Annotated in this window: 23 protein-coding genes and 2 pseudogenes; 11 read left to right on the forward strand and 14 right to left on the reverse strand. The window is 74.4% G+C overall.

The window, feature by feature from the left end:
* Positions 1 to 33 precede the first annotated feature (33 nt).
* The 3 genes from XF36_RS17505 to rimO all read right to left on the reverse strand — a co-directional run bounded on the left by XF36_RS17505 (position 34) and on the right by rimO (position 2657).
* On the reverse strand, positions 34 to 405 hold the full coding sequence (locus XF36_RS17505; protein ID WP_020623215.1) for a helix-turn-helix domain-containing protein: 372 nt from the start codon (positions 403 to 405) through the stop codon (positions 34 to 36).
* Positions 406 to 540: 135 nt separating this feature from the next.
* Entirely contained in the window at positions 541 to 1164 is a 624-nt protein-coding gene (gene pgsA / locus XF36_RS17510; protein WP_060712811.1) for a CDP-diacylglycerol--glycerol-3-phosphate 3-phosphatidyltransferase, read from the reverse strand.
* Positions 1161 to 2657 carry a 30S ribosomal protein S12 methylthiotransferase RimO gene (rimO, locus tag XF36_RS17515; protein ID WP_060714782.1) on the reverse strand — a complete coding sequence of 499 codons (1497 nt, stop codon included), beginning with the start codon at positions 2655 to 2657 and terminating at the stop codon, positions 1161 to 1163. Before rimO ends, pgsA begins: the two co-directional genes overlap by 4 nt.
* A 52-nt stretch (positions 2658 to 2709) precedes the next feature.
* On the opposite strand from rimO, the gene XF36_RS17520 reads away from it, so the two are divergent.
* The 4 genes from XF36_RS17520 (at position 2710) to XF36_RS17535 (ending at position 5012) form a co-directional block, all read left to right on the forward strand.
* Complete coding sequence (locus tag XF36_RS17520; RefSeq protein ID WP_020623218.1) at positions 2710 to 3231, forward strand: amino-acid N-acetyltransferase; 522 nt, start codon at positions 2710 to 2712, stop codon at positions 3229 to 3231.
* Between the two features lie 69 nt (positions 3232 to 3300).
* The gene (locus tag XF36_RS17525; RefSeq protein WP_064485451.1) at positions 3301 to 4023 is read left to right on the forward strand and encodes a helix-turn-helix domain-containing protein; all 723 of its coding nucleotides are present in this window, start codon (positions 3301 to 3303) and stop codon (positions 4021 to 4023) included.
* A 137-nt stretch (positions 4024 to 4160) separates the two neighbouring features.
* Positions 4161 to 4547, forward strand: a complete 387-nt coding sequence (locus XF36_RS17530; protein ID WP_060712812.1) for a VOC family protein — start codon at positions 4161 to 4163, stop codon at positions 4545 to 4547.
* A gap of 3 nt (positions 4548 to 4550) precedes the next feature.
* On the forward strand, positions 4551 to 5012 hold the full coding sequence (locus XF36_RS17535; RefSeq protein ID WP_060712813.1) for a tRNA (cytidine(34)-2'-O)-methyltransferase: 462 nt from the start codon (positions 4551 to 4553) through the stop codon (positions 5010 to 5012).
* On the opposite strand, the gene XF36_RS32535 is transcribed toward XF36_RS17535, so the two are convergent.
* Both XF36_RS32535 and XF36_RS35250 read right to left on the reverse strand, forming a co-directional pair.
* Positions 5005 to 5379 carry a hypothetical protein gene (locus tag XF36_RS32535; RefSeq protein ID WP_060712814.1) on the reverse strand — a complete coding sequence of 125 codons (375 nt, stop codon included), beginning with the start codon at positions 5377 to 5379 and terminating at the stop codon, positions 5005 to 5007. The genes XF36_RS17535 and XF36_RS32535 overlap by 8 nt on opposite strands.
* A 341-nt stretch (positions 5380 to 5720) precedes the next feature.
* Positions 5721 to 5903: pseudogene (locus XF36_RS35250) on the reverse strand (GntR family transcriptional regulator); the annotation flags it as partial.
* Between the two features lie 57 nt (positions 5904 to 5960).
* On the opposite strand from XF36_RS35250, the pseudogene XF36_RS34280 reads away from it, so the two are divergent.
* Positions 5961 to 6389, forward strand: a pseudogene (locus XF36_RS34280) (FAD-dependent oxidoreductase); the annotation flags it as partial.
* 735 nt (positions 6390 to 7124) lie between these two features.
* Here the strand turns inward: XF36_RS34280 and XF36_RS17560 are convergent.
* From XF36_RS17560 to XF36_RS17580, 5 genes are all read right to left on the reverse strand, one after another.
* Positions 7125 to 8039 carry a YceI family protein gene (locus XF36_RS17560; protein WP_060712818.1) on the reverse strand — a complete coding sequence of 305 codons (915 nt, stop codon included), beginning with the start codon at positions 8037 to 8039 and terminating at the stop codon, positions 7125 to 7127.
* A 136-nt stretch (positions 8040 to 8175) separates the two neighbouring features.
* Positions 8176 to 10755, reverse strand: a complete 2580-nt coding sequence (locus tag XF36_RS17565; protein WP_082375487.1) for an FtsK/SpoIIIE family DNA translocase — start codon at positions 10753 to 10755, stop codon at positions 8176 to 8178.
* Between the two features lie 79 nt (positions 10756 to 10834).
* Entirely contained in the window at positions 10835 to 12523 is a 1689-nt protein-coding gene (locus tag XF36_RS17570) for a ribonuclease J (protein ID WP_043277545.1), read from the reverse strand.
* A gap of 139 nt (positions 12524 to 12662) precedes the next feature.
* Positions 12663 to 13694: a 4-hydroxy-tetrahydrodipicolinate synthase gene (dapA, locus tag XF36_RS17575; RefSeq protein WP_060712820.1), complete on the reverse strand. Its 1032-nt coding sequence runs from the start codon at positions 13692 to 13694 to the stop codon at positions 12663 to 12665.
* Between the two features lie 38 nt (positions 13695 to 13732).
* Entirely contained in the window at positions 13733 to 14359 is a 627-nt protein-coding gene (locus XF36_RS17580) for a TIGR03085 family metal-binding protein (protein ID WP_060712821.1), read from the reverse strand.
* A gap of 164 nt (positions 14360 to 14523) precedes the next feature.
* Between XF36_RS17580 and XF36_RS17585 the strand changes: the two genes are divergently transcribed.
* Entirely contained in the window at positions 14524 to 15837 is a 1314-nt protein-coding gene (locus tag XF36_RS17585) for an MFS transporter (protein WP_082375488.1), read from the forward strand.
* Positions 15838 to 16025: 188 nt separating this feature from the next.
* On the forward strand, positions 16026 to 16766 hold the full coding sequence (locus XF36_RS17590; RefSeq protein ID WP_060712822.1) for a Crp/Fnr family transcriptional regulator: 741 nt from the start codon (positions 16026 to 16028) through the stop codon (positions 16764 to 16766).
* Positions 16767 to 16805: 39 nt separating this feature from the next.
* On the opposite strand, the gene thyX is transcribed toward XF36_RS17590, so the two are convergent.
* Entirely contained in the window at positions 16806 to 17570 is a 765-nt protein-coding gene (thyX, locus tag XF36_RS17595) for an FAD-dependent thymidylate synthase (RefSeq protein ID WP_020627863.1), read from the reverse strand.
* 151 nt (positions 17571 to 17721) lie between these two features.
* Between thyX and XF36_RS17600 the strand changes: the two genes are divergently transcribed.
* The 3 genes from XF36_RS17600 to XF36_RS17610 all read left to right on the forward strand — a co-directional run bounded on the left by XF36_RS17600 (position 17722) and on the right by XF36_RS17610 (position 19957).
* On the forward strand, positions 17722 to 18315 hold the full coding sequence (locus XF36_RS17600) for a toxin-antitoxin system HicB family antitoxin (protein WP_060712823.1): 594 nt from the start codon (positions 17722 to 17724) through the stop codon (positions 18313 to 18315).
* Complete coding sequence (locus tag XF36_RS17605) at positions 18312 to 19448, forward strand: DUF4097 family beta strand repeat-containing protein (RefSeq protein WP_060712824.1); 1137 nt, start codon at positions 18312 to 18314, stop codon at positions 19446 to 19448. Before XF36_RS17600 ends, XF36_RS17605 begins: the two co-directional genes overlap by 4 nt.
* Positions 19449 to 19513: 65 nt before the next feature.
* On the forward strand, positions 19514 to 19957 hold the full coding sequence (locus XF36_RS17610; RefSeq protein WP_145981405.1) for a nitroreductase family deazaflavin-dependent oxidoreductase: 444 nt from the start codon (positions 19514 to 19516) through the stop codon (positions 19955 to 19957).
* Between the two features lie 4 nt (positions 19958 to 19961).
* Here the strand turns inward: XF36_RS17610 and XF36_RS17615 are convergent, their stop codons facing one another.
* Positions 19962 to 21209, reverse strand: a complete 1248-nt coding sequence (locus tag XF36_RS17615; protein ID WP_060714785.1) for a winged helix-turn-helix domain-containing protein — start codon at positions 21207 to 21209, stop codon at positions 19962 to 19964.
* Positions 21210 to 21272: 63 nt separating this feature from the next.
* Positions 21273 to 22166 (reverse strand): 3,4-dioxygenase subunit beta, encoded by an 894-nt coding sequence (locus tag XF36_RS17620; protein WP_060712825.1) that lies wholly within the window; start codon positions 22164 to 22166, stop codon positions 21273 to 21275.
* 153 nt (positions 22167 to 22319) lie between these two features.
* Here XF36_RS17620 and XF36_RS17625 point away from each other — a divergent pair, with 153 nt between their 5' ends.
* A complete protein-coding gene (locus XF36_RS17625; RefSeq protein ID WP_060712826.1) occupies positions 22320 to 22850 on the forward strand; it encodes a GNAT family N-acetyltransferase in 531 nt (176 codons plus the stop codon).
* A 4-nt stretch (positions 22851 to 22854) separates the two neighbouring features.
* Here XF36_RS17625 and dapB read toward each other — a convergent pair whose 3' ends face one another.
* The gene (gene dapB / locus XF36_RS17630) at positions 22855 to 23559 is read right to left on the reverse strand and encodes a 4-hydroxy-tetrahydrodipicolinate reductase (RefSeq protein ID WP_051050485.1); all 705 of its coding nucleotides are present in this window, start codon (positions 23557 to 23559) and stop codon (positions 22855 to 22857) included.
* Between the last annotated feature and the right edge of the window lie 38 nt (positions 23560 to 23597).

Raw genomic sequence — 23597 nt, forward strand, 5'->3', positions numbered from 1 at the left:
CGCAGGAGCGGTCGGCCGGGGTCGGCGGTGCGATCAGGCCGCCGAGGCCACCGGGCCGCCCGAGGACGCCGGTGCGGCGACCACGGAACCCGGCCGGCCGGCCAGGCGCAGCTCGGCGTGACGCTGCCCGATCGGGACGAGCACGTCGTCGCGGCGGCTCGCGGCCGCGGCGGAGGTCGCCGTCGCCATCTCGGCGGCGACGGTGGTCAGCAGGTCCGGCACGGAGACCCCGAGTGCCTCGCAGATCGCCGCGAGCAGCTCGCTGGAGGGCTCCTTGCGCCCGCGCTCGACCTCGGAGAGGTACCCGAGGCTCACCCGCGCGGCCCGCGAGATGTCGCGCAGCGTGCGCCGGCGCGCCGTGCGCACCTCACGCAGCCCACTGCCGATCGCTTCCCGCAGCAGCATGTGCCCTCCTCGACTGCTCCCCGGACATCCGGTGATGTCTCACCGTACCGACTTCTCCGGTTCCTCCGCGCCGTGACGCTGTACGCCCACGGCGAACACCTCAACGCCGTACGGGCCCCGGATCGTCCCCGCAGGTCAGGCGGCCCGGGGCCGGACGGCCTTGCGGACGTAGTCGGCCCCGGTCACCACGGTGAGCACCAGCGCGACGGCCATCACCGCCCACTGGAGCACGAGCACGGCGGTCGCGGCCGCGGCCGCGGTGCCGGGGCCCAGCAGCTCCGGCAGCGGCAGCAGGAACAGCCCGATCGCGACCGTCTGGGCGACGGTCTTGGCCTTGCCGCCACGGCTGGCCGGAATGACGCCGTGCCGGCGGATCACGACGAAGCGCAGCACGGTGATGCCCAGCTCGCGGACGACGATCACGATCGTCACCCACCAGGGCAGCACATCGAGGATCGACAGCCCGATCAGGGCCGCGCCCATCAAGGCCTTGTCGGCGATCGGGTCGACCAGCGCGCCGAACCAGGTGACGAGCCCCCGGCTGCGGGCCAGCTGGCCGTCGAGCCGGTCGGTGGCCGCCGCGACGACGAACACCGCGAACGCGACCAGGCGCCACACCACGTCCTCGCCGCCGCCGACGAACAGCGCGACGACGAACACCGGGACGAGCAGCAGCCGCAGGACCGTCAGCGCGTTCGCGATGTTCAGCAGGGGCGGGTCGCCGACTCCGGCGGCGCCCCCGGCCGGGTGCGAGCTCATCCGGCCGCGGAGGCCGCCGGGACGGCGGCGGCCGGTGCGTTCGGGTCGATCAGCTCCAGGGCCTCCACCAGCAGGTCGACGCCCTCGGTGTCCACGACGCGGCAGCGGACGAGGTCACCGGGACGCAGCGAGTCCGGCCCGGGGCCGTCCTGCGCCGCCGCGACGACGGTGCACTCGCCGTCGGCGTCGGGGCCCTGGTGGGCGGCACGGCCGGTGCAGTCGTCCTCGTCGCCCTCGGCGGACTCGACCAGCACGACGACCTCGGTGCCGATGCGCTCCTCGGCGCGCTGCTCCATCAGCTCGTCGACCAGCGCCGAGATCCGCGCGACGCGGGCCCTGACCTCGGCCGGATCGACGTGGCCGTCGTAGCCCTCGGCCTCGGTGCCGTCCTCGTCGGAGTAGCCGAACACCCCGACGGCGTCGAGCCGGGCACCGGTCAGGAACGCCTCCAGCTCGGCGAGGTCCTCCTCGGTCTCGCCGGGGAACCCGACGATGACGTTGGAGCGGATCCCGGCCTCCGGCGCCAGCGCGCGGATGCGCTCGCAGAGGTCGAGGAAGTCGGTGCGCGACCCGAACCGGCGCATCCGGCGCAGCACCCGCGCCGACGCGTGCTGGAACGACAGGTCGAAGTACGGCGCGACGCCCGGCGTGGTCGCGATGACACGCAGCAGGTCGGGCCGGAGCTCGGCGGGCTGCAGGTAGGCGACCCGGATCCGCTCGACGCCCTCGATCGCGGCGAGCTGCGGGAGCAGGTCGACCAGCGCGCGGGTGCCGCCGGGGAGGTCCTTGCCGTAGCTGGTGGAGTTCTCGCTGACCAGCACGAGCTCGCGCACGTCCTGCCGGGCGAGCCAGGCGGCCTCGCCGAGCACGTCGGCCGGCGGGCGGGACACGAAGCTGCCGCGGAAGCTCGGGATCGCGCAGAACGCGCAGCGGCGGTCGCAGCCCGAGGCCAGCTTGAGCGAGGCCACCGGCCCGCCGGACAGGCGGGTGCGCGCGATGTCGGGCACCCAGTCGTGGCCGGGGACCGAGACGTCCGCGGTCGCGGCCGGGCGCTCCGCCGGCGAGATGGGGAGGAGCTTGCGACGGTCGGTGGGGACGTGCGGGGCCGGGGCGTGCCCGCCCAGGACGTCGCCGAGCCGCTCAGCGAGCTCGGGGTAGGCGTCGAAGCCGAGCACCGCGTCGGCCTCGGGGAGGTCGGCGGCGAGCTCGGCGCCGTAGCGCTCGGCCAGGCACCCGACCGCGACGACCTTCGCCCCGGCGGGACGCGCCACGTCCGCGGCGGCCAGCACCGTGTCGATCGAGTCCTTCTTCGCCTGCTCCACGAACCCGCAGGTGTTGACGACGATGACGTCGGGGCTGCCGTCCTCGGCGTCGACCAGTTCCCAGCCGGACCCGGCCAGACGGCCGGCGAGCTCCTCGGAGTCGACCTCGTTGCGCGCGCAGCCCAGGGTCAGCAGGGCGGCGCGCCGGGGCGCAGTCTCGGGGGAAGCCACGAACACCAGGGTAGACGGCGCCGTCGGCGACCCCGGTCTAGGCTCTCCTGCCGTGCCCGACCCCGTGTCCGCCCCGGTCCCCGACGTGATCGTCCGCCGCGCCCGCACCCGCGACGTCCGCCGGATCCGTGAGCTCGTCGACGAGTACGCGGGTACCGTCCTGCTGGCCAAGGAGACCGTCACCCTCTACGAGGCGGTCCCGGAGTTCCTGGTCGCCGAGGTCGACGGCGTGGTCGTCGGCTGCGGCGCGCTGCACGTGCTGTGGGAGGACCTGGGCGAGATCCGCACGGTGGCGGTGTCGCCGTCGGTGGTGGGCCGCGGGGTGGGGCACCGGATCGTCTCCGCGCTGATCGACGGCGCGCGCGAGCTGGGCCTGGAGCGGCTGTTCGTGCTCACCTTCGAGAAGCAGTTCTTCGCCCGGCACGGTTTCGCCGAGATCGACGGGACCCCGGTGTCGGCCGAGGTGTTCGCGGCCATGCTGCGCAGCTACGACGCCGGCGTCGCCGAGTTCCTCGACCTCGCCCACGTCAAGCCGAACACCCTGGGCAACGTGCGGATGCTGCTCACCCTCTGACCTCGGCCCGCGGCGGCCCGCCACGACCACCACCCACCCGAGCGCCCGGGCGGGGCTACCCTGGCCGCCATGTCCGACGGGGCCCGGCGCTGGCGTCCCTCCGCACGGCTGCGCCCGCTGGTGTCGGGGATCTGGTGCTGGTCCTCCCCGGCGGCCCCGGTGGGGACCCACCAGGGTGTGTCGAGCGCGCACCTGACGGTCGTGCTCCTGCTGGACGGCGCTCTGGACCTGATCGCCGCCCCGGATCCGCGACGCGGCCCCGGGCGCTTCACCGCCTCGGCCGCCGGCCTGCACGCCGCGCCCGCGGTCCTCGGCAGCGGCGGGGCCGCGCAGGCCGGGATGCAGCTGGAGATGACCTGGCGGGGCGCCCGCGCGCTGCTCGGGCTACCCGCCGGCGAGCTGGCCGGCGACGTCGTGGACCTCGCGCTGCTGCTGCCCGGGCTCGACGGCCTGCTGGACCGGCTGCGCGCGGCGCCGGACTGGGCCGCGCGCTGCGCCCTGCTCGACGCCGCGCTCTGCCGTCTCGCCGACGCCCGGGGCCGCCCGGTCGACCCGCCACCGGAGGTCGTCCGTGCCTGGGAGGTGCTGGTCCGCACCGGCGGGACCGCGCGGGTCGCCGACGTCGCCGGCGAGGTCGGCTGGTCCGAGCGGCACCTCGGCGAGCGGGTACGACGGGAGACCGGGCTCGGGACGAAGACCGCCGCCCGGGTCGTCCGGTTCGAGCGGGCGTGCACGCTCCTGCGCCGCCCGCTCGCCCCTCCGCTCGCCGAGCTGGCTGCGACCTGCGGGTAGGCCGACCAGCAGCACCTGGCCCGCGACTTCCGCGATCTCGCGGGGACGACCGCGCTGACCTGGCGCGCCGAACGGGTCCGACCGGCGGCTCCGATTCGTCCACGACCGCGGCACCCCGCCCCGGCACCCTCGCACCCATGAGCGATCTGCCCGGCCTCTGGCCCAGCCTGTCCAGCCCCGACCCGCGCGCCCTGGTCACCTTCCTGACCTCGGCACTGGACTTCACCGAGCGCGCCGTCCACACCGGCGACGACGGCGCGATCGTCCACGCCGAGCTGGTACGCCCCGGGTCGACCGGCGCCCCCGGCGGCGTGATGCTCGGCCCCACCCACGACGGGTGCCGCCCGCCCGGCGGCGCCGCCGTCCATCTCGTGTGCGACGACCCGGACGCCCTGTTCGCCCGTGCCGTGGCGGCCGGCGCCACCGTCGTGCACGCGCCCTTCGACGCCGAGTACGGCAGCCGTCTGTTCGAGATCGCCGACCCGGACGGGAACCACTGGAGCGCGGGCACCTGGTACGAGTAGCGCGTGGTCCGCCTCGCCCTGCACACCCCGGAGATCCCGCCGAACACCGGCAACGCGATCCGGCTCGCCGCGAACACCGGCGCCGAGCTGCACCTGGTCCGGCCGCTCGGCTTCTCCCTCGACGAACGCTCGGTGCGCCGGGCCGGGCTCGACTACGCCGATCTCGCCGAGGTCGTCGTGCACGACGACACGGCCGCGTTCGCCGGCTGGGTGCGGGCCGCCGGGGCACGGGTGTTCGCGTTCGTGCCCGGCGCGCCGGTCCGCTACACCGACGTCGCCTACTCCGGCGGGGACGTGCTGCTGTTCGGCCGCGAGTCGACCGGGCTGCCGCCCGAGGTCGCGGCGGCGGACTGGGTGACGGGCACGGTGGCGCTGCCGATGCGGCCGTCGAACCGATCGCTGAACCTGGCCAACGCCGCCGCCGTCGCCGTCTACGAGGCGTGGCGGCAGCAGGGGTTCAGCTGATCCCGTCGAGGAACCGGGCGATCCCGGTGTCGAACACCCGCTGCAGGTCGTACGGGTAGTCGCCGACCCGGCGCAGCGCGGGCCCGCCGTGACGGCGCAGCGCGGCCCGCAGCCCCGGGTCGTGCTCGGACCAGGTGTCGGCGTCGACGCCGGTGTCGGCCTGCGCCTCCTGCTCCGCGGCCAGGGTCAGCGCCATCCCCCGCACGAATCCGGTCAGCGCCAGGTGCAGGTCGAACCGCTCCACCGGGTCCGCGACGACCTCCTCCAACGCGGCCAGCTCGAACTCGGCGAAGCGCAGCAGCGACGGCAGCGCCTGCGGCCGGGACAGCGACAGCACCCGCGCCAGCCACGGGTGCCGCCGGTGCACCCGCCACTGGGCGTGCGCCGCGCCCTCCAGCCGGGCCCGCCACGGCCCGTCGGCCGGGGCAGCACCAGCTCGGCGAAGACCGTCTCGAGCATCGCCAGCAGCAGCTCGTCCCGGCTGCGCACCAGCCGGTACAGCGACATCGTCGGCACGCCGAACGACCCGGCGAGACGCCGCATGGACAGCGCGGCGAGGCCCTCGTCGTCGGCGATGCCGATCGCGGTCCGCACCAGCCGGGCCGTGTCCGGCGCCGCAGCGGTGCCCGCAGGCCCAGTCGGCTCCGCCACCACCGACCCGACCCGCGCCGTCGTCCGCAGCAGCCCCTCCTCGCGCAGCCGGGTCAGCGCCCGGGCCGCGGTGGACATCGCGACACCGTGCTCGGCCACCAGCGCGCGCACCGACGGCGCGCGGTCCCCGGGCCGCAGATCCCCCGACTCGACACGGGCACGCACCGCGGCCGCGACCCGGTCCGTGGGCGAACCGTCCACCGGCGACCTCCCTGTACCACCTGTGCCACTACACGACACACGTCATCGCAGCTAGCGGCGGCAGCCTCGACGCGTACACCGTACCGAGGAGGACGTATGACCGACATCCTGATCAGCGGGGCCGGTATCGCCGGGACGACGCTCGCGTGGTGGCTGCGCCGGCGCGGTTTCCGCCCGGTCGTCGTCGAGTCGGCGCCGGGGCCGCGGCCCGGCGGGCAGGCCGTCGACGTCCGGGGGCCCGCGCTGACCGTCGTGGACCGGATGGGGCTCGGAGCCGCGCTGCGGGCCGCCCGCACCGCGATGGACGGCATGTCCCTGGTCGACGAGGACGGCACCGAGGTCTTCCGCAGCACCGCGGTGACTCTCACCGGGGGGCCGGTCGCGAGCGACGACGTCGAGATCCTCCGCGACGACCTCGCCGCGCTGCTCACCGGTGCGCTCGACGGCGTCGAGCACCGGTGGGGCGACCGGGTCGTCGCGCTCGAACCGGACCCGGCCGGCGCCCGGGTGCGCTTCGCCTCCGGCACCGAGGAGCACTACGACCTCGTGGTGGGCGCCGACGGCCAGCACTCCGGCGTCCGGCGCCTGGCTCTCGGCCCCGACGACGACGGCCGGCTGGTCCCCCTCGGCCAGCACGTCGCCGTGTTCACCCTGCCCAACACCTTCGGGCTGCGCCGCTGGCAGGTGTTCCTCCAGCGTCCGGACGCGATGGCCGGGCTCTACACCGCGCACGACGACACCGAGGTCCGGGTGATGCTCGGCTTCTCCGACCCGGACGCCACCTACCACCACCGCGACCTCGGGGCGCAGCGCGCGCTGGTGACGCGGCACTTCGCCGGCGGGGGCTGGTGGCTGCCGGAGCTGCTCGCGGGGATGGACCGCGCCGAGGACCTGTACCTCACCCCGATCACCCAGGTCCGGCTGCCGACCTGGTCGCGCGGTCCGGTCGCGCTCCTCGGCGACGCCGCCTGGTCCCCCACACTGCTGTCCGGTCAGGGCACCACGCTCGCCGTGGTCGGCGCCTACGTGCTGGCCGGGGAGCTCGCGCGCTCCAGCGGCGATCCCGGACCGGCGGCCGCCGCCCACGAGCGGCGGATGCGCGGCTGGGTGGAGGCCAACCAGGAGCTGGCGCTGACCAACGCCGCGCGGGTCCGGGACCTCACCGCCCCGGACGCCGCCGCTCCCGGGCTCGTCGAGCACTGGGCCGCGACCGCGGCGACGGCCTCACGCTCCCCGAGTACTGAGCGCGCCGTGCGGGGGTCAGGACTGCCGGACCGCCTGCACGTCGAGCTGGATCCGGATCGTCGACCCGACCACCGGCAGGCCCTTGGCGATGGTCTGCTGCCAGTTGAGCGTGTAGTGCTCCCGGTGCAGCTGGGTGGTGGCGATCGCGCCGACCCGGTCGCCGTTCCACTCCGCCGAGCCCAGGAAGGTGGTGTCCAGCGAGACGTCGCTGGTCAGGCCGTGCAGGGTCAGGTCACCGTCCACCGTCCACCGGTTCCCGCCGTGCGCGGCGAAGCGCACGCTGGAGAAGCGCAGCTCGGGGAAGCGCTCGACGTCGAGGAAGTCGGCGGAGCGCAGGTGGGTGTCGCGGGCGGCGACGTTGGTGTCGACGCTGGCCGCGTCGATCACGACGTCCACCGAGGACTCCTCGAACGGCTCGGCGATCCGGATCTGCCCCTGGAACCGGTTGAACCGGCCGTACACCTTGGACATCCCGATGTGCCGGGCGACGAAGCGGACCGAGCTGTGGTCGCCGTCGATGACGAAGACACCGGGTCGCGGCGGGCGCAGCGCCGGGTCCTCACCGAGGACGATGTGGCCCATGTCGGCGTGCTCGCCCCACGACACCTCGACGACGTCGGTGACCTGCTGGTAGCCGCCCGCCTCGACCCGCACCCGGTACCGGCCGGGCATCAGCGACGCGGCGAACCGGCCGAACGGGTCGGTCTCGACGTACACGGCACGCCGGTCCGCGGGGTCCAGCACGGACACCTCGGTGCCGGCCAGCGCACCGCCCTGCTGGTCGCGGACCTGGCCGGACAGCACCCCGCCGGTCAGCGGAATCGGGACGAGGGCGTGCCGGTCGGTGGTGCCCCGCGCCGGGCGACGACGGTCCTTCTTCCTCCAGAACACCAGCCAGTACCTCCCCTGCCCGGCGTCGACGGGCAGCACGACGTGCGATCACCGGTCGGCGACCCGAGGCCACTGTGGCACGAACGTGACCGTCCCGTTAAGCCGTGAGCCCGAAATGTCGATCACCGGCGGTGTCGGGATCATCACCGCCCGAGACCGTCACCCGGCGGGGGGGTCACTCGTCGTCGTCGGCGATCTCGCCGCCGTCGGCGGTCCCGCCGCCCCGGATCAGGAGGAGTGCGCCCTCCAGCTCGTCCGGCTTGACCAGCACGTCGCGGGCCTTCGAGCCCTCCGAGGGCCCGACGATGTTGCGGGTCTCCAGCAGGTCCATCAGCCGGCCCGCCTTCGCGAACCCGACCCGCAGCTTGCGCTGCAGCATCGACGTCGACCCGAACTGCGAGGTGACGATCAGCTCAGTGGCCTGCAGCAGCAGGTCGAGGTCGTCGCCGATGTCGGCGTCGATCTCCTTCTTCTCGCCGGCCTTCTGCGCGGTGACGCCCTCGGTGTAGCTGGGCTCTGCCTGCTCCTTGGTGAACGCGACGACCTTGGAGATCTCGTCGTCGTCGACGAAGGCGCCCTGCATGCGGACCGGCTTGCCGGCACCCATCGGCAGGTAGAGCGCGTCGCCCATGCCGATCAGCTTCTCCGCACCCGGCTGGTCGAGGATGACCCGGCTGTCGGTCAGCGACGACGTCGCGAACGCCAGCCGGGACGGGACGTTGGTCTTGATCAGACCGGTGACGACGTCCACCGACGGCCGCTGGGTCGCCAGGATCAGGTGGATCCCGGCGGCACGCGCCTTCTGGGTGATCCGGACGATCGCGTCCTCGACGTCGCGCGGGGCGGTCATCATGAGGTCGGCGAGCTCGTCGACGATGCACATGATGTACGGGTAGGGCCGGTACACCCGCTCCGATCCGGGCGGGGCGGTGATCTCCCCGGTGCGGACCTTGCGGTTGAAGTCGTCGACGTGCCGGACCCGGTTGGCCTGCATGTCCTGGTAGCGCTGCTCCATCTCCTCCACCAGCCAGGCCAGCGCCGCGGCGGCCTTCTTCGGCTGGGTGATGATGGGAGTGATCAGGTGCGGGATGCCCTCGTAGGGCGTCAGCTCGACCATCTTCGGGTCGATGAGGATCATCCGGACCTCGTCCGGCGTGGCCCGGGTCAGCAGCGACACCAGCATCGAGTTGACGAAGCTGGACTTGCCGGAGCCGGTGGAGCCCGCGACCAGCAGGTGCGGCATCTTCGCCAGGTTCGCGACGAGGTAGTGGCCCTCGATGTCCTTGCCCAGGCCGATGCCCATCGGGTGCTGCTCGGCGCGGGCGTTGCCCGAGCGCAGGACGTCGCCGAGGCGGACCATCTCGCGGTCGGTGTTGGGCACCTCGATGCCGACGGCGGACTTGCCCGGGATCGGCGCGAGGAGCCGCACGTTGTCGTTGGCGACGGCGTAGGCGAGGTTGCGCTGCAGCTGGGTGATCTTCTCGACCTTCACCGCCGGGCCGAGCTCGATCTCGTAGCGGGTGACCGTCGGGCCGCGGGTGAAGCCGGTGACCTGGGCGTCGACGTTGAACTGGTCGAGGACCCCGGTGATTGCCTCGATCATCGCGTCGTTGGCGGAGCTGCGGGACTTCGGCGGCGGACCGGACTCCAGGGTGTCAGCCGGCGGCAGGATGTACTCGGTGTCGGACTGCGGCTGGCGGATCGCCATCGAGAGCTGCTCGCCCTCGATCGGCTCGTCGGCCACCTGCGGCGTCTCGACGACGGGCTTGCGCGGCTTCTTCGCCGGCGGCGCGGCGGCCGCGGGGACGTCCTCCTCCGGGGCACCGGGCAGCGACGGGTCCACCGGGGCCGGGGCGTGCTCGCCCTCCTCCACCCGGAACGCGTCGGCCTCCGCGGCGCCCTGCCTGCGCCGCGCCGGGCGACGCCGCTTCGGGGTCTGGTCGGCGTCCTCGGCACGGCCCTCCCGCTCGGCGACGGCGTCGGCCACCGTGCGCGGGCGGTCCGCGCCGGACTCGCCCTCGCCGGCCTGCTCGGGCGGCAGCTGCCCGGTGAGCCTGCGGACACGGTCCGGCAGCTCCCGCACCGGGATCCCGGTGACCAGCAGCACCGAGTACAGGGTCAGCAGGACGAGGACGGGGACGGCCGTCCACAGGCTGAGCCCGGCCTTCAGCGGGGTCCCCGCGACGTAGCCGAGCGCGCCGCCCGCACCGCGCCAGGCATCGGGCTCGGCGGGCGCTCCGGCCGCCAGGTGCACCAGCCCGAGCACGCCGAGGGCGAGCAGCAGGCTGCCGGTCACGATCCGCGGCCGGGCCTCCGGGTGCCCCTCGGTGGTGACCAGCACGATGCCGATGCCCAGCAGGATCGCCGGCAGCGCGACACCGGCCTGTCCCATCACCGCCTGCACGAGGAAGGTGAACCAGTAGCCGACCGAGCCACCGGCCTGCCACCACAGCCCGGCGGCGGCGATGACGGCGAGCACGAGCATGCCGAACCCGATGCCGTCGCGGCGGTGCGCGGGGTCGATCTCGCGGGTGCGCCCGACCGCGCGCCCGGAGGCGCGGACGGTCTTGGCCACCCCCCGGCCGACCGCGTCGATCCCGCGGTCGACCAGGTCGGGGCCCTGGCGCCGGGCCGGCGGCCTCCGGCCTGCCGACGGACGCCTGCGGGCGGCGGACGCACGCGAGCCCGACCGCCCCGAGCCGCGGCCCGCGGCCGCAGTCGTGGTGGTCCTGCCCGTGCCCGTGCGTCCTGCCATGTCACACACGGTAGCCCGGTTCGGTGATCGAACCGGGGACCGACGCGGCAGTGGAGGGGTCGACGACCCCTCCACACGCTCACACCGCGATGACCGTGGGGACGATCATGGGGCGGCGACGGTAGGTGTCGGACACCCAGCGGCCGACCACGCGCCGCACGCCCTGGGCGATCCGGTGCGGGTCGGTGACGCCCTCGTTCTCCAGCCGGGACAGCTCGTCCTCGACCAGCGCCTGGGCGGCGTCGAGCGCCTTCGGGTCGTCGGAGAACCCGCGCCCGGACAGCGTCGGGCGCGACAGCGCGCGGCCGGTCTTGTGGTCGATCGCCACGTTGATCGCGATGAAACCGCCCTCGCCGAGCGCGATGCGGTCACCGAGCGTGGTCTCTCCCACATCGCCGACCGACAGCCCGTCGACGTAGACCTGCCCGACCTCGACCCGGCCGGTGATCGCCGCGCGGCCGTCGACGAGGTCGACGACCACGCCGTTCTCCGCGATGACCACCGACTCCTCCGGCACCCCCGTGCGACGCGCGAGCGCGGCGTTGGCCCGCAGGTGGCGCCACTCCCCGTGCACCGGCATGACGTTCGACGGGCGCACCGCGTTGTAGAGGAACAACAGCTCGCCGGCCGGGGCGTGCCCGGAGACGTGCACCTTGGCGTTGCCCTGGTGCACGACGGTGGCGCCGAGCCGGGTCAGCCCGTTGATCACGCCGAAGACGGCGGTCTCGTTGCCGGGGATCAGCGAGCTGGCCAGGATGATCGTGTCGTCCGGGCGGATCGTGATGCTGCGGTGGTCCCCGCGCGCCATCCGGGACAGCGCGGCGAGCGGCTCACCCTGCGATCCGGTGGAGACGAGCACCAGCTTCTCGTCGGGCAGGCGCATCGCCTCGTCGATGTCGACGAGCAGCCCCGGCGGGATGTTCAGCAGCGAGTGGTCGTCGGCCAGGCCCATGTTGCGGACCATGGACCGCCCGGTCAGGCACACCTTGCGGCCGTGGGCCTGCGCGGCGTCGAGCACCTGCTGGACACGGTGCACGTGGCTGGCGAAGCAGGCCAGGATGATGCGCGACGGCGCCCGGCGGACCAGGTCGGAGATGACCGGCCCGATGTCGGCCTCGGGGGTGACGAAGCCCGGCACCTCGGCGTTGGTGGAGTCGACCAGGAACAGGTCGACGCCCTCCTCGCCCAGCCGGGAGAACCCGCCCAGGTCGGTGAGCCGCCCGTCGAGCGGGAGCTGGTCGAGCTTGATGTCACCGGTGTGCAGCAGCAGCCCGGCGGGCGTGCGGACGGCGACGGCGACGGCGTCGGGGATCGAGTGGTTGACCGCGAAGTACTCGCAGTCCCACCCGCCGTGGGAGACGCGGTCGCCCTCGCGGATCTCCTGCAGGTGCGGGGTCAGGCGGTGCTCCTTGCACTTCGCCGCGACCAGGGCGAGCGTGAACCGGGACCCGACGACGGGGATGTCCGGGCGCATCCGCAGCAGCCACGGCACGGCACCGATGTGGTCCTCGTGGCCGTGGGTGAGCACGAGCGCGTCGATGTCGTCGAGGCGGTCCTCGATGGTGCGGAAGTCGGGCAGGATCAGGTCGATGCCCGGCTCGGAGTCGGAGGGGAACAGCACGCCGCAGTCGACGATGAGCAGCCGGCCCTCGTACTCGAAGACGGTCATGTTGCGACCGACCTCACCGATGCCGCCGAGCGCGTAGACGCGCAGGCCACCCTGCGCGAGGGCGGGTGGCGGGCCGTCCGGGAGCTCCGGACGCTCGATGTGCTCCGGCGGCGCGGAGAGCGACCGGCCGGGCCGGTTGCGTCGGTCGTTGCGCTGGGGACTCACAGGGGTTCGTGCCTCACATGGGTTCGTGTTCTCTGGTTCGTGTTCTGGGGTCCGCTTCCCGGCGGGCACCCGCTCAGGTGCGGTGGTACGCGACCTCGGCGCCGACGTCTGCGGCGGTACGCCCACCCAGGGCGCCGTGGCCGGGCTGGTAGACCGGGACGTTCGGACGGGCCTGCGGATCCAGCGCCACCCCGGCGACGGCGAGGTCCCCCGCGATCGCGGCGATCTGGTCCTCGGTGGCGGGCGGCAGCGGCAGCCGGGTGTCGCCGACGTCGATGCCCCGCAGGCGCAACGCGGTCTTGGCGAACACCGCGCCACCGACCCGGCCCATCCCGCGGATCACCGGGAGCATCGCGTAGTGCAGCGCGCGGGCCCGCTGGTGCTCACCGGCGTGGTAGGCGTCGATCATGGCGCGCAGCCGGTCGGCGACGACGTGGCCGATCACGCTGACGAAGCCGACCGCCCCGACCGAGAGCCACGGCAGGTTCACCGGGTCGTCGCCGGAGTAGTAGGCGAGCGTGGTGGTGGCCAGCACCTCGGTGCCGACGCGCAGGTCGTTGCGGGCGTCCTTCACCGCGACGATGCGGGGGTTCTGCGCCAGGCGCTGGAAGGTGTCGACGTCGATGCCGATGACGCTGCGCGGCGGGATGTCGTAGAGCATCACCGGCAGGTCGCCCGCGTCGGCGACCGCGGTGAAGTGCGCGAGCAGGCCCTCCTGCGGCGGCCGGGAGTAGTACGGCGTGACCACGAGCAGCCCGTGCGCACCGGCGCGCTCCGCGCTGCGGGCCAGCTGGATCGAGTGCGCGGTGTCGTACGTGCCGGCCCCGGCGACGATCGTCGCCCGGTCCCCCACCGCGGACACGACCGCGCGGATCAGCTCGGACTTCTCGGTGTCCGACGTGGTCGGGCCCTCGCCGGTGGTGCCGTTGACGACGAGCCCGTCGTTGCCGAGGTCCACCAGGTGGGTCGCCAGCTCCTCGGCCTTGGCCAGGTCCAGCTCGCCGTCGGCGTCGAACGGCGTGACCATCGCGGTCAGCACCTCGCCGAACGGTCGGCGCGGCGGGTGCTGCTGCCCGCCGGGGGCGGGATCGGGACCGGTGCTCATGACTGGTGACGGTACCGCCCGGTACCGACGGATCCCGGTCAGATCCCGGTCGGTGCGCCGCGGTAGGCCTCCACGTCGGCAGGCAGACCGGTCACCTCGACCCGCGCCGCGTCCCGGCCGAAGGCGTGCAGCACCAGCTCCGCGGGCTCGCCGGTCACCGTGACCACGCCGAACCCGGTCGCGACGACCTGGGTCGCGCCCTCCGGGCGGGCCAGGACCACGCCCACCGGGCTGCGCCGGAACAGCAGCCTGGCCTGGGTGTGCAGCAGGTTCCACAGCTGCCCGTCGCGCCCCGGGTCGGACGGGCGGGGCTCCCAGCCGGGCTCCCCGCGGCGCAGGTCCTCGTGGTGGACGAAGAACTCGGCACCGTTGGCGATCTCGTCGATCTTGCCGACCTTGAACGGCGACCACGCGGGCGGGCCCTTGCGCAGGTCGTCGATCATGTTCGGCCAGGCCGCGGACGCGTAGCCGTCCATCGCCTTGTCGGTCATCGCCGACAGGGCGGGCAGCACGATCCCCCCGGCGCTCCACGGCTGCCGCTCCCGGACCAGCAGGTGGGTGAGCAGGTCGCGGGCGTTCCAGCCCTCGCAGAGCGTCGGTCGGTCGGGTCCGGAGCGTTCGAACTCGGCGCAGAGGGCGGCACGTTCGGCGGTGGCGAGGCTCACCGTCCCCAACGTAGTACCGGACGTGCGCGACCGCACCGCGACCAACGGTCGACAGAAACCTGACGGAACGCACGCCTCGTGTAGCCGGTGATACAGATCTCACCCGTCCGTGTGTCGATACTCCGATCCGTCCCACTCATCGCTTCTCGACGGGGAGAACACACGTGACGAACGCTGCCACCACGCAGCCACCGCGGTCGATGCGCCGGATCGCGCTCGCGAGCATGACCGGCACGGTCATCGAGTTCTACGACTTCTTCATCTACGGGACCGCCGCGGCCCTGGTGTTCAACAAGGTCTTCTTCCCCGAGCTCGGGGCGGCGGCCGGTACCGCACTCGCGCTGGCCACGTTCGGTGTCGCCTTCGTCGCGCGGCCGTTCGGGTCGGTGCTGTTCGGTCACTTCGGGGACCGCCTCGGCCGCAAGGGCACGCTGGTCACCACGCTGCTGCTGATGGGCTTCTCGACGCTCGCGATCGGCCTGCTGCCCACCACCGGCACGATCGGCGTCCTGGCGCCGATCCTGCTCGTGGTGCTGCGCATCCTGCAGGGCCTCGCCGTCGGCGGCGAGTGGGCCGGGGCGACCCTGCTCACCGCGGAGAACGCGCCGACCAAGGCCCGCGGGAAGTACGCGCTGTTCCCGCAGCTCGGCCCGTCGGTGGCCTTCGCGCTGGCGTCGGCGACCTTCCTGGTCACCGCACTGACCATGAGCAACGAGGCGTTCCTGACCTGGGGCTGGCGCATCCCGTTCATCGGATCGGTGCTGCTCGTCGCGGTCGGGCTCTACGTGCGGCTCGCGCTGGAGGAGACGGCGGGCTTCCGCAACAGCGGCCCGGTGTCGACGAAGCTCCCGATCACCGAGGTGTTCACCACCCGGCCGGCCGCGGTGCTCCTCGGGGCGGGCTCGACCACCGCGGTGTTCGCCTTCTTCTACATCGGCGTCACCTACCTGACCAGCTACGGCACCCAGCAGCTGCAGCTGCCGCGCCCGTCGGTGCTGGCCATGGGCATCGTCGGCGGCATCGTCTTCGCCCTGACGACGATCGCCTCGGCGATCCTGTCCGACCGGGTCGGGCGACGGAAGATGGTCCTCGGCGGCAACATCGCCTCGGTCGCCGCCGGGCTGGTCGCGTTCCCGATCATCGACATCGGGACGGTGTGGTCGTTCGGGCTGGGCCTGTCGCTGGTGCTCGGCGTCGTCGGCATCGCCTACGGGCCGATCGGCGCCCAGCTGCCGGAGCTGTTCCCGACCCGATTCCGCTACACCGGCGCCGGGATCGCCTACAACCTCGCCGGCGTGTTCGGCGGCGGCGTGGTCCCGCTGTTCGCCGCGGCACTCGCCGCGTCGACGCTGGGCAGCCTCGGCATCGGCCTGCTGCTCTCGGCGGTCTCGCTGCTCAGCCTGCTCTGCACGCTGGCCCTGCCGCAGACCGACGCGGACTCCCTCGCCGAGCAGGACGCACAGCTCGCGGCCGCCTGACCGGCCACCGGGGCGGCCCGTCCGGGCGGGCCGCCCCGCACCCACCCGGTGCCGGCGGCCGCCGGTCGGCACCCCCGGACCCGAAGGCCCGGACGCACCCCTCGGCGTCCGGGCCGTCCGCCTACCCGCGGGCGCCCCGGCCCGCTACCGTCCGGACGAACCATCGGCGACGGCCGGGAGGCGGGACCATGAGCAGCGCGGCGCGGAGGCCGGACGGCACCGTGCGGGCGCTGCCCGCACCCGATCCCGACGACCACCCGGTCTCACCGTTCCTGACCGCACCGTGGACCTCGGTGACCGCCCGGATCGCGGAGCTGGGCAGCCCCCGCCACTACGCCCGTGGGGAGCACGTCTACACCCAGGGTCAGCTGTCGTCGCGGTTCCACCTCGTCGTCTCCGGGCGGGTGCGGATCTACCTGCACCGTCCCGACGGCTCGGAACGCTCGCTGGCCTACGCCGAGCCCGGCGCCACCCTCGGCGAGGCGGCCTGCGTCGACGGACGGCCCCGCCACCTCGCCTCGGTCTGCACCCTGCCGTCTGAGATCGTCTCGGTGACCCGCGACGCGCTGCTGACCGCCGCCCGTGACGAGCCGGAGCTCCTGCTCGAGATCACCCGTCGGATCGCCTACAAGCAACGGGTCATGCAGCTGCACGTGCTCATCGAGGGACTGCCCGCCCGCGAGCGGATCATCCTGCTGCTCGGCCACCTCGTGGAGGCCTACGGCGAGATCGCGCTCGACGAGGTGGCCCGGCTGTCGATCCGCCCCGCCGTCGACGAGCTGGGGCTGCTCGTGGGACTCACCCGGGTCACGACCAGCCGGGAGCTGTCCCGGCTGGTCGCCGAGGGGCTGCTGGAGAAGGAGGGACGCGGGTTCGTCGTGCGGGACCTGCCGGACCTGCGACGACGGGTGCACGCCGTCCTCGCCTGAGCTATCGCTCGGCACCGATGCTCGCTCGGCAAGCCTCGCTCAGCCTTCCGCGACCAGCGGGCTGGAGGCGATCTCGGTCCCGTCGGCGAGGGTCTGGATCTGGAAGTCCGCGAACACGTTCGGCACCTCGGCCTGCAGCTGGCGCAGGCACTCGACGGCGAGCTTGCGGATCTCGACGTCGGCGGCCTCGGAGGCGCGCATCGCGATGAAGTGCCGCCACGCCCGGTAGTTCCCGGTCACGACGATCTTGGTCTCGGTCGCGTTCGGCAGCACCGACCGCGCGGCCTGACGGGCCTGCTTGCGCCGGAGCGTCCCGTTCGGCACGTCGGCGAAGCGCGCCTCGAGCCCCTCGAGGAGCTTCTCGTAGGAGGCGAGCGCGTCGGCCGAGGCCTGCAGGAACAGCTCGTGCAGCTCCGGGTCCTGGGCGATGACGTCCGGCTCGACCATCGCGGCGTCCCGCTCGGGGACGTAGCGCTGAGAGAGCTGGGAGTAGGAGAAGTGCCGGTGCCGGATCAGCTCGTGGGTCAGCGAGCGCGAGATGCCGGTCAGGTAGAAGCTGACCGAGCCGTGCTCGAGGACCGAGAGGTGCCCGACCTCGAGGATGTGGGCGATGTAGCCGGCGTTGGTCGCGGTGCGCGGGTTCGGCTTGCCCCACGACTGGTAGCAGGCGCGGCCGGCGAACTCGGCCAGCGCCTGGCCGCCGTCGGCGTCGGTGGACCACGGGACGTCCGCGGGCGGGGTGAACTCGGTCTTCGCGACGAGCTGCACGGTCAGCGGGACGGTCTTCGGCGCGGTCTCCGGCATGCCGCGAGGGTAACGACCGGCGTGCCCGGCACCCGCCGGGCCCCGCGCCCGCACCCACGGTGGCGGCCACGGCACCCCCGGTACGCTGCGACGTCGCGGCCGACGCCACGAACCGGTGGCGTGATGTCATCAGTGACGCCATAGTGGTGTCATGGACCTCACGCCGTACGTCGCGCAGCTGCGCGACGACCTCGCCGCCGCAGCGGCCGCGGGCGACGAGCAGACCCGCCGCACCGCGGCACTGCTCGGCTCCGCGCTCGAGCCCGCAGCCCGGCTCGCGATCATGAACGCACTGTCGGACCTGGCCTCGGAGGCGACCGCCGCGCTCGGCGACCGTTCTGTCGAGGTCCGCCTGCACGGCCGGGAGGTGCGCGTGTCGGTGTCCGGCGGCGACCCGGAGCCCGGACACGCACCCACCCCGGACCCCACCCCGGCGGGCGAGGGGACGTCCCCGTTCGACGGCTTCCCGTTCGACGGCACCGCCGCCTCCGGTCGTCAGACCTCCTCCGCAGGCCCGGCGGCCGGCGGCTCGCCGTTCTCCGGCGACGCCGGTGACATCAGTCGGGTCACCCTGCGCATCGTCGAGCAGATCAAGGCCCAGGCCGAGCGGGCCGCCCAGTCGCAGGGCGTCTCGCTCAACACCTGGGTGTCCCAGGCCGTGCAGGGGGCGCTGGCCGGCGCGGAGGGGCGCACCGGCAGACCGCACCGCAACGGGCGCAGCCTGCGGGGATGGGTGCAGGGATGAGCGACGAGCAGACCGGCCCCGTCGAGCCGGACGACGCCGGCGCTGACGCCACGCACGACGGCGGCGCCCACACCGAAGGCACCGGCGCCGGCGGAGCACGCAGCGGCGACGCCGGCCACCCGCCGACCGCCGGTGCGGACCCCGGCGGTGCGGGCACCGGGGACGCCGGCACCGACACGCCCTCCCGCAGCGAGCGGTTCGACTGCGCCGGTGCCGCCGAGATCGAGGTGACGACCGGCGCAGGCCGGATCCGGATCGACCTGGTCGAGGGCGCCGACGAGGTGCGCGCGGAGATCACCGCCGACCGCAGCGCCGCGCCCTGGTCCGGCGGCCTCGGCGGGCTGCTGGACTGGATCGGCAGCTCGATGACCGGCCGCGCCGGCGTCCCCCAGGCCGGGGCGGGCTGGTCCGGGCGCGGGTTCGACCCGATCGTCGGTGCCCCCTGGGAGGCCACCGGCGATCCCTCGGCCGACGCCGTCGACGCCGTCACCGTCGAGTGGTCGGCGGCGACGCGACGCCTGGTGGTGCGCGGTCCGGACGGCGCCGCCCTCGGCGCGGTGCCGCTGGTGGTGACCATCTCCGCGCCCGCCGGGTCGCGGCCCGCGGTACGGACCGGCGCGGCCTCGGTCGAGCTGACCGGCCGCGCGTCCTGGGCCGCGGTGCGGACCGGGTCCGGTGCGGCCCGGCTCGCCGAGGTGCACGGCGACGCCGACGTCACCACCGGTGCGGGGTCGATCGACCTGGGCACGTGCTCGGGCCGGGCCCACCTGCGTGCCGGCTCCGGCGGGGTCGAGGCCGGATCGCTCGGCGGCGCGTCGCGCATCCGGACCGGCAGCGGCGACATCCGCGTCGGCGAGCTCACGGCGGACCTGGAGGTGCGCTCGGGGTCGGGGGACGTGGTCGTCGCCGATGCGGTGTCCGGTGACGTCCGCCTCGGCACCGGGTCGGGGTCGGTCCGGGTCGGGGTGCACTCCGGTGTCGCCGCCGAGCTGGACCTGTCGACCGGGTCGGGCCGTGCCCGCTCCGAGCTCGACGTCCGTCACGACACCCCGCCGACAGCGCCGGCGGTGCGGCTGTCCGGGCGCACCGGCAGCGGTGACGTCCTGGTGACCCGCGTCTCCGTGGCGGTCTGACCCACACTCGGTATCTCGCTCGTCGAGATGATCGGCGAGCGAGATACCGGCGTAGGATCGGCGCCGTGGACCGCACCGAGATCGCCGCGACGAACGCCTCCATGACCGCCCGGGTACTGCAGATGCCTCCGGCCCCCGTCCCGGACGGCGGCTACGCACTGCGTGTGCTGCGCACCCGCGGGCGGCGCAGCGGGGAGCCGCGCGACACCCCGATCGGCGTCGTCGGGCACGACGGTGCCACCTACCTGGTCTCCCCCACCGGTGGGCGGGACTGGGTGCGCAACCTGCGGGCGACGCCGGAGTGCGCGATCCGCTCCGCCGCGGGCGACGAGCCGCACCGGGGGGTGGAGCCCGACCGCCCCGAGGCCGCGGCGGCCGTCGTCGGCTACCTGCGGGCGCTCGACGTGCCGTGGGCCCTGGCGGCGTTCCCGGTGTCGGCCGACGCCACCGAGGAGCAGGTCGCCGAGCACCTGGATGCGATCGCCGTGTTCCGTCTCGACCCCGCCTGAGCCGTCAGCGGGCGGCGACCTCGGCACGCAGCTCCGCGGCCAGGTTGCCCCGCTCCCCCACGGCGACGCCGTCGAGCGCGAGCCAGCCCGCCATCGTCGCGAGCTCGCCGGCCAGCTCGGCGGCGATCCGCGGGCGCGGGGCGGTCGCCCCGGGCTCGGCGAACGCCCCGGGCACCCGCAGCACGCCGGCCGCCCGGTCGGCCTTGAGGTCGACCCGGCCGACGAGCTCGCCGTCCAGCAGGAACGGGAAGACGTAGTAGCCGTACTCCCGCTTCGGCTCCGGCACGTAGATCTCGATGCGGTAGCGGAACCCGAAGATCCGCTCGGTCCGGCCCCGCTCCCAGACCAGCGGGTCGAACGGACACAGCAGCGCCCGCCCGGTCACCGTGCGCGGCACCCGGGCGGCCGGGTCGCGGTAGGCGGGCCGGTCCCAGCCGCGCACGCTCACCGGCTCCAGGGCACCCGCGTCGACCAGCTCGGCGATCGCGGTGCGGGTGCGTTCCGGGCCGAGCCGGTAGTAGTCGCGCAGGTCGGTCTCGGTACCGACCCCCAGCGCGGAGGCGGACCGCGCGACGAGCTCGCGCGCCGCGTCGGCCGGGTCGGGGGCGGGCAGCGCGAGGATCTCCGGCGGCAGCACCCGCGAGGGGAGGTCGTAGCGGCGCTCGAAGTGCACACGCGTGCCGACCGCCAGCTCGCCGACGGCGAACAGGTACTCGCAGACCCGCTTGACCTCCGACCGCTCCCACCAGGTTGCCCCCGGCGGGCGCGGGCGCACCTCACCGGCCCGCCCGTGCGGGGCGAGCGCCTTCTCGATCGCACCGGCGCCCAGCGGCCCGGACTCCGCCACCACGTCGAGGATGTCCCCCGCCAGGGACGGGTGCTTCTCCAGCAGCGGGCCGTAGTGCTTCCACCAGCGCCGCGGCAGCGCCTCGTGGGAGAGCAGCGGCATGTCCTGGACCGGGACCAGACTCGCCTCGTGCGCCCAGGTCTCCGCCAGCAGGCGCGGTCGCCGCGCGCTCGGTGACCAGGCCGCGTCGTCGAGGAGGGCGATGGGGTAGGCACCGAGCCTGCTGAACAGCGGCATGTAGTGCGCGCGCACCGCGATGTTGACCGAGTCGAGCTGGAGCAGCTTCACCCGGTCCAGCACCCGGCCGAGGTGGCGGCGGGTGACCGGCCCGGACGGCCGTGGATCGGTGAAGCCCTGGGCCGCAAGGAAGGTCCGACGGGCGACGTCGGCGGAGATCGTGCGCACGGCCGGGATGCTGCCACGGGGCACCGACAGGATCCGGCAACACGTCCGGTGACCTCCGGCCGGTCAGCTGCCGGGCGGGGGGCCACCGGCACCCGGCCCGCCACCGCCGGGGGCGGCTCCCGCGTCCGGCTGGGTGGTGACGTCGACGGCTGCGGTCAGCGCGACCGTGTAGCCCGTGGTCGGGTCGCCGGTGACCGTGGCGAGCTGCAGGGCGCCGCCGTCGTCGCCGAAGACGTTGTCGGAGGCGAGCGAGACCTTCGCCAGGTTCGTGACCGACTGCTCGTGACCGGCGGTGGCGTAGACGGCGGCGCACACGTCCTGCGGGAGGGCCACCTGGGAGGTGGCGACCGCGTTGCCGGCGTCGTTGATGTCGGCCTGCGCGGGGTACACCTCGAAGTGGACGTGCGGCCAGCGGCCGTCGTAGCAGGCCGGGACGATGCTGGTGAAGCGCACCGTCCCGTCGCTGCCGGCGACCTGGACCCCCCGCAGGTAGTTCTCGGCCCCCAGCCCCTCGGAGTACAGGGAGTACCGGCCTTCCCGGTCGCAGTGCCAGACGTAGACCGCGGCACCGGCCATGCCGGCGGCGGCCATGTCGGTGATCGTGAGCTCCAGGGTCATCGGCACCCCGGCCGCGGTCGCCGAGCCGCTGCCGAAGCTCGACCGGATGTCGCTGCGCACCACCCCGGACTCGGTGAGCACGTTCGCGCCGTTGGAGCCGTCGCCGGGGTACGGGCCCGCCGTCTCGTCCGGGATCTCGCCGGTCGAGGTCGCGGTCGTCGCGGTCGTCGCCGACGGGGCCGCGGTGCCGCAGGCCGCGAGCCCGGCGGTGACGGCGCCGACGCCGAGCACTGCCAGCATGCGGCGCCTGCTGAGCAGGGTGCCGAGGTCGAACCCGAGACCCTGGTCGACGACCTCGTCGTCGGGGCGGGGCAGGGCACGGCCCTGGTAGCGCGGCATGGCGGGTCCTCCGGTGCGTCGTCGTTCGGGACTGTCGTGCGGAACGAGAACGACGGTAGGAACCGGACATGGGCCCCGGATCGCACCGCCTGTGGACCCGCTGTGGACCCGGGCGGTGACGTGGCCCGCGGGGTCGCACGGTAGGCATGCCCCATGGCCACCGCGACCGTCCGCCCCGCCACCGACGACGACGTGGGCGCGATCATGGCGATCCAGGACCGCACCTGGCGCACCGCCTACGCCGGGCTGCTGCCCGAAGAGGCGTTCGCCGGGCTCACCTCGGACGCCGCGCGCTCGCACTGGAGCGACGCCGTGCACGCCGGCGACGGCTACCACCTGTTCGTCGCCGTCGAGGGGGACGAGACCGTCGGGTTCGCCGCCGCCGCCCGCTACGCCGGGGCCGACGGCCTGGCGATCGCCGAGGTCAGCACGCTCCTGGTGGAGCCGCGCTGGGGCAGGCGCGGGCACGGCGGGCGGCTGCTCGCCGCCGTGGCGGCAGCGCTGCGGGAGTCCGGCTCGGACACCGGGCGCACCTGGGTGCCCGAGGCCGACACCGCCTCACGGAACTTCTACGGCCGCGCCGGCTGGGCGCCCGACGGCGCGGTACGCACGCTGGACACCGGCTCCTCGACGCTGCGCGAGGTCCGCCACGCCGGGACGCTGGACCTGCACCTGGTCGACTGAGGACTCAGCCGAGCCCGAGCAGCGGCTCCAGCCCGATCGTCAGCCCCGGGCGCTCGCGCACGGCACGCACCGCGAGCAGCACGCCCGGCATGAAGCTGGTCCGGTTCATCGAGTCGTGGCGGAGGGTGAACACCTCACCGTCGGTGCCGAGGACGACCTCCTGGTGCGCGATCAGCCCGGGCATCCGGACCGCGTGCACGTGGATGCCCTCGACGACCGCGCCACGGGCGCCGTGCGGGTCGTCGGTGGTGGCGTCGGGAACCTCGCCGAGACCGGCCTCGCGCCGTGCCGCGCCGATCACCGACGCGGTCCGCGCGGCGGTGCCGGACGGGGCGTCGACCTTGCCGGCGTGGTGCAGCTCGATGACCTCGGCGGAGTCGAAGAAGCGGGCGGCCTGCGCCGCGAAGTGCATCATCAGCACTGCGCCGACCCCGAAGTTCGGGGCGACGAGCACGCTGCCCGAGCCGTGCTCGTCGAGGATCGCGCGGACCTCGTCGAACTTGGCGGCGTCGAAGCCGCTGGTCCCGACGACCGGGGCGACCCCGCGTGCCAGGCACTCGCGGATGTTGGCGATTGCGGCGCCGGGGTGTGTGAAGTCGACGGCGACGTCGGCGCCGTCGAGGGCGGACAGGTCGTCGCCCGCGTCCAGCGCGGCGACCAGCTCGGTGTCCTCGGCGGCCTCGACCGCCCGGCACACCTCGCTGCCCATCCGGCCCTTCGCGCCGAGGACCGCCACCTTGATCGTCA

Origin of the sequence: Pseudonocardia sp. HH130629-09 (genome assembly GCF_001294645.1) — a bacterium.
Lineage (GTDB): Bacteria > Actinomycetota > Actinomycetes > Mycobacteriales > Pseudonocardiaceae > Pseudonocardia.

Excerpts from the sequence above, each read along its gene's own strand:
- XF36_RS17505 (WP_020623215.1), bottom strand. The coding sequence starts at position 405 with ATGCTGCTGCGGGAAGCGATCGGCAGTGGGCTGCGTGAGGTGCGCACG.
- pgsA (WP_060712811.1), bottom strand. The coding sequence starts at position 1,164 with ATGAGCTCGCACCCGGCCGGGGGCGCCGCCGGAGTCGGCGACCCGCCC.
- XF36_RS17525 (WP_064485451.1), top strand. The coding sequence starts at position 3,301 with ATGTCCGACGGGGCCCGGCGCTGGCGTCCCTCCGCACGGCTGCGCCCG.
- XF36_RS17530 (WP_060712812.1), top strand. The coding sequence starts at position 4,161 with ATGAGCGATCTGCCCGGCCTCTGGCCCAGCCTGTCCAGCCCCGACCCG.
- XF36_RS17565 (WP_082375487.1), bottom strand. The coding sequence starts at position 10,755 with ATGGCAGGACGCACGGGCACGGGCAGGACCACCACGACTGCGGCCGCG.
- dapA (WP_060712820.1), bottom strand. The coding sequence starts at position 13,694 with ATGAGCACCGGTCCCGATCCCGCCCCCGGCGGGCAGCAGCACCCGCCG.
- XF36_RS17590 (WP_060712822.1), top strand. The coding sequence starts at position 16,026 with ATGAGCAGCGCGGCGCGGAGGCCGGACGGCACCGTGCGGGCGCTGCCC.
- thyX (WP_020627863.1), bottom strand. The coding sequence starts at position 17,570 with ATGCCGGAGACCGCGCCGAAGACCGTCCCGCTGACCGTGCAGCTCGTC.
- XF36_RS17600 (WP_060712823.1), top strand. The coding sequence starts at position 17,722 with ATGGACCTCACGCCGTACGTCGCGCAGCTGCGCGACGACCTCGCCGCC.
- XF36_RS17605 (WP_060712824.1), top strand. The coding sequence starts at position 18,312 with ATGAGCGACGAGCAGACCGGCCCCGTCGAGCCGGACGACGCCGGCGCT.
- XF36_RS17620 (WP_060712825.1), bottom strand. The coding sequence starts at position 22,166 with ATGCCGCGCTACCAGGGCCGTGCCCTGCCCCGCCCCGACGACGAGGTC.
- XF36_RS17625 (WP_060712826.1), top strand. The coding sequence starts at position 22,320 with ATGGCCACCGCGACCGTCCGCCCCGCCACCGACGACGACGTGGGCGCG.
- dapB (WP_051050485.1), bottom strand. The coding sequence starts at position 23,559 with ATGGGCAGCGAGGTGTGCCGGGCGGTCGAGGCCGCCGAGGACACCGAG.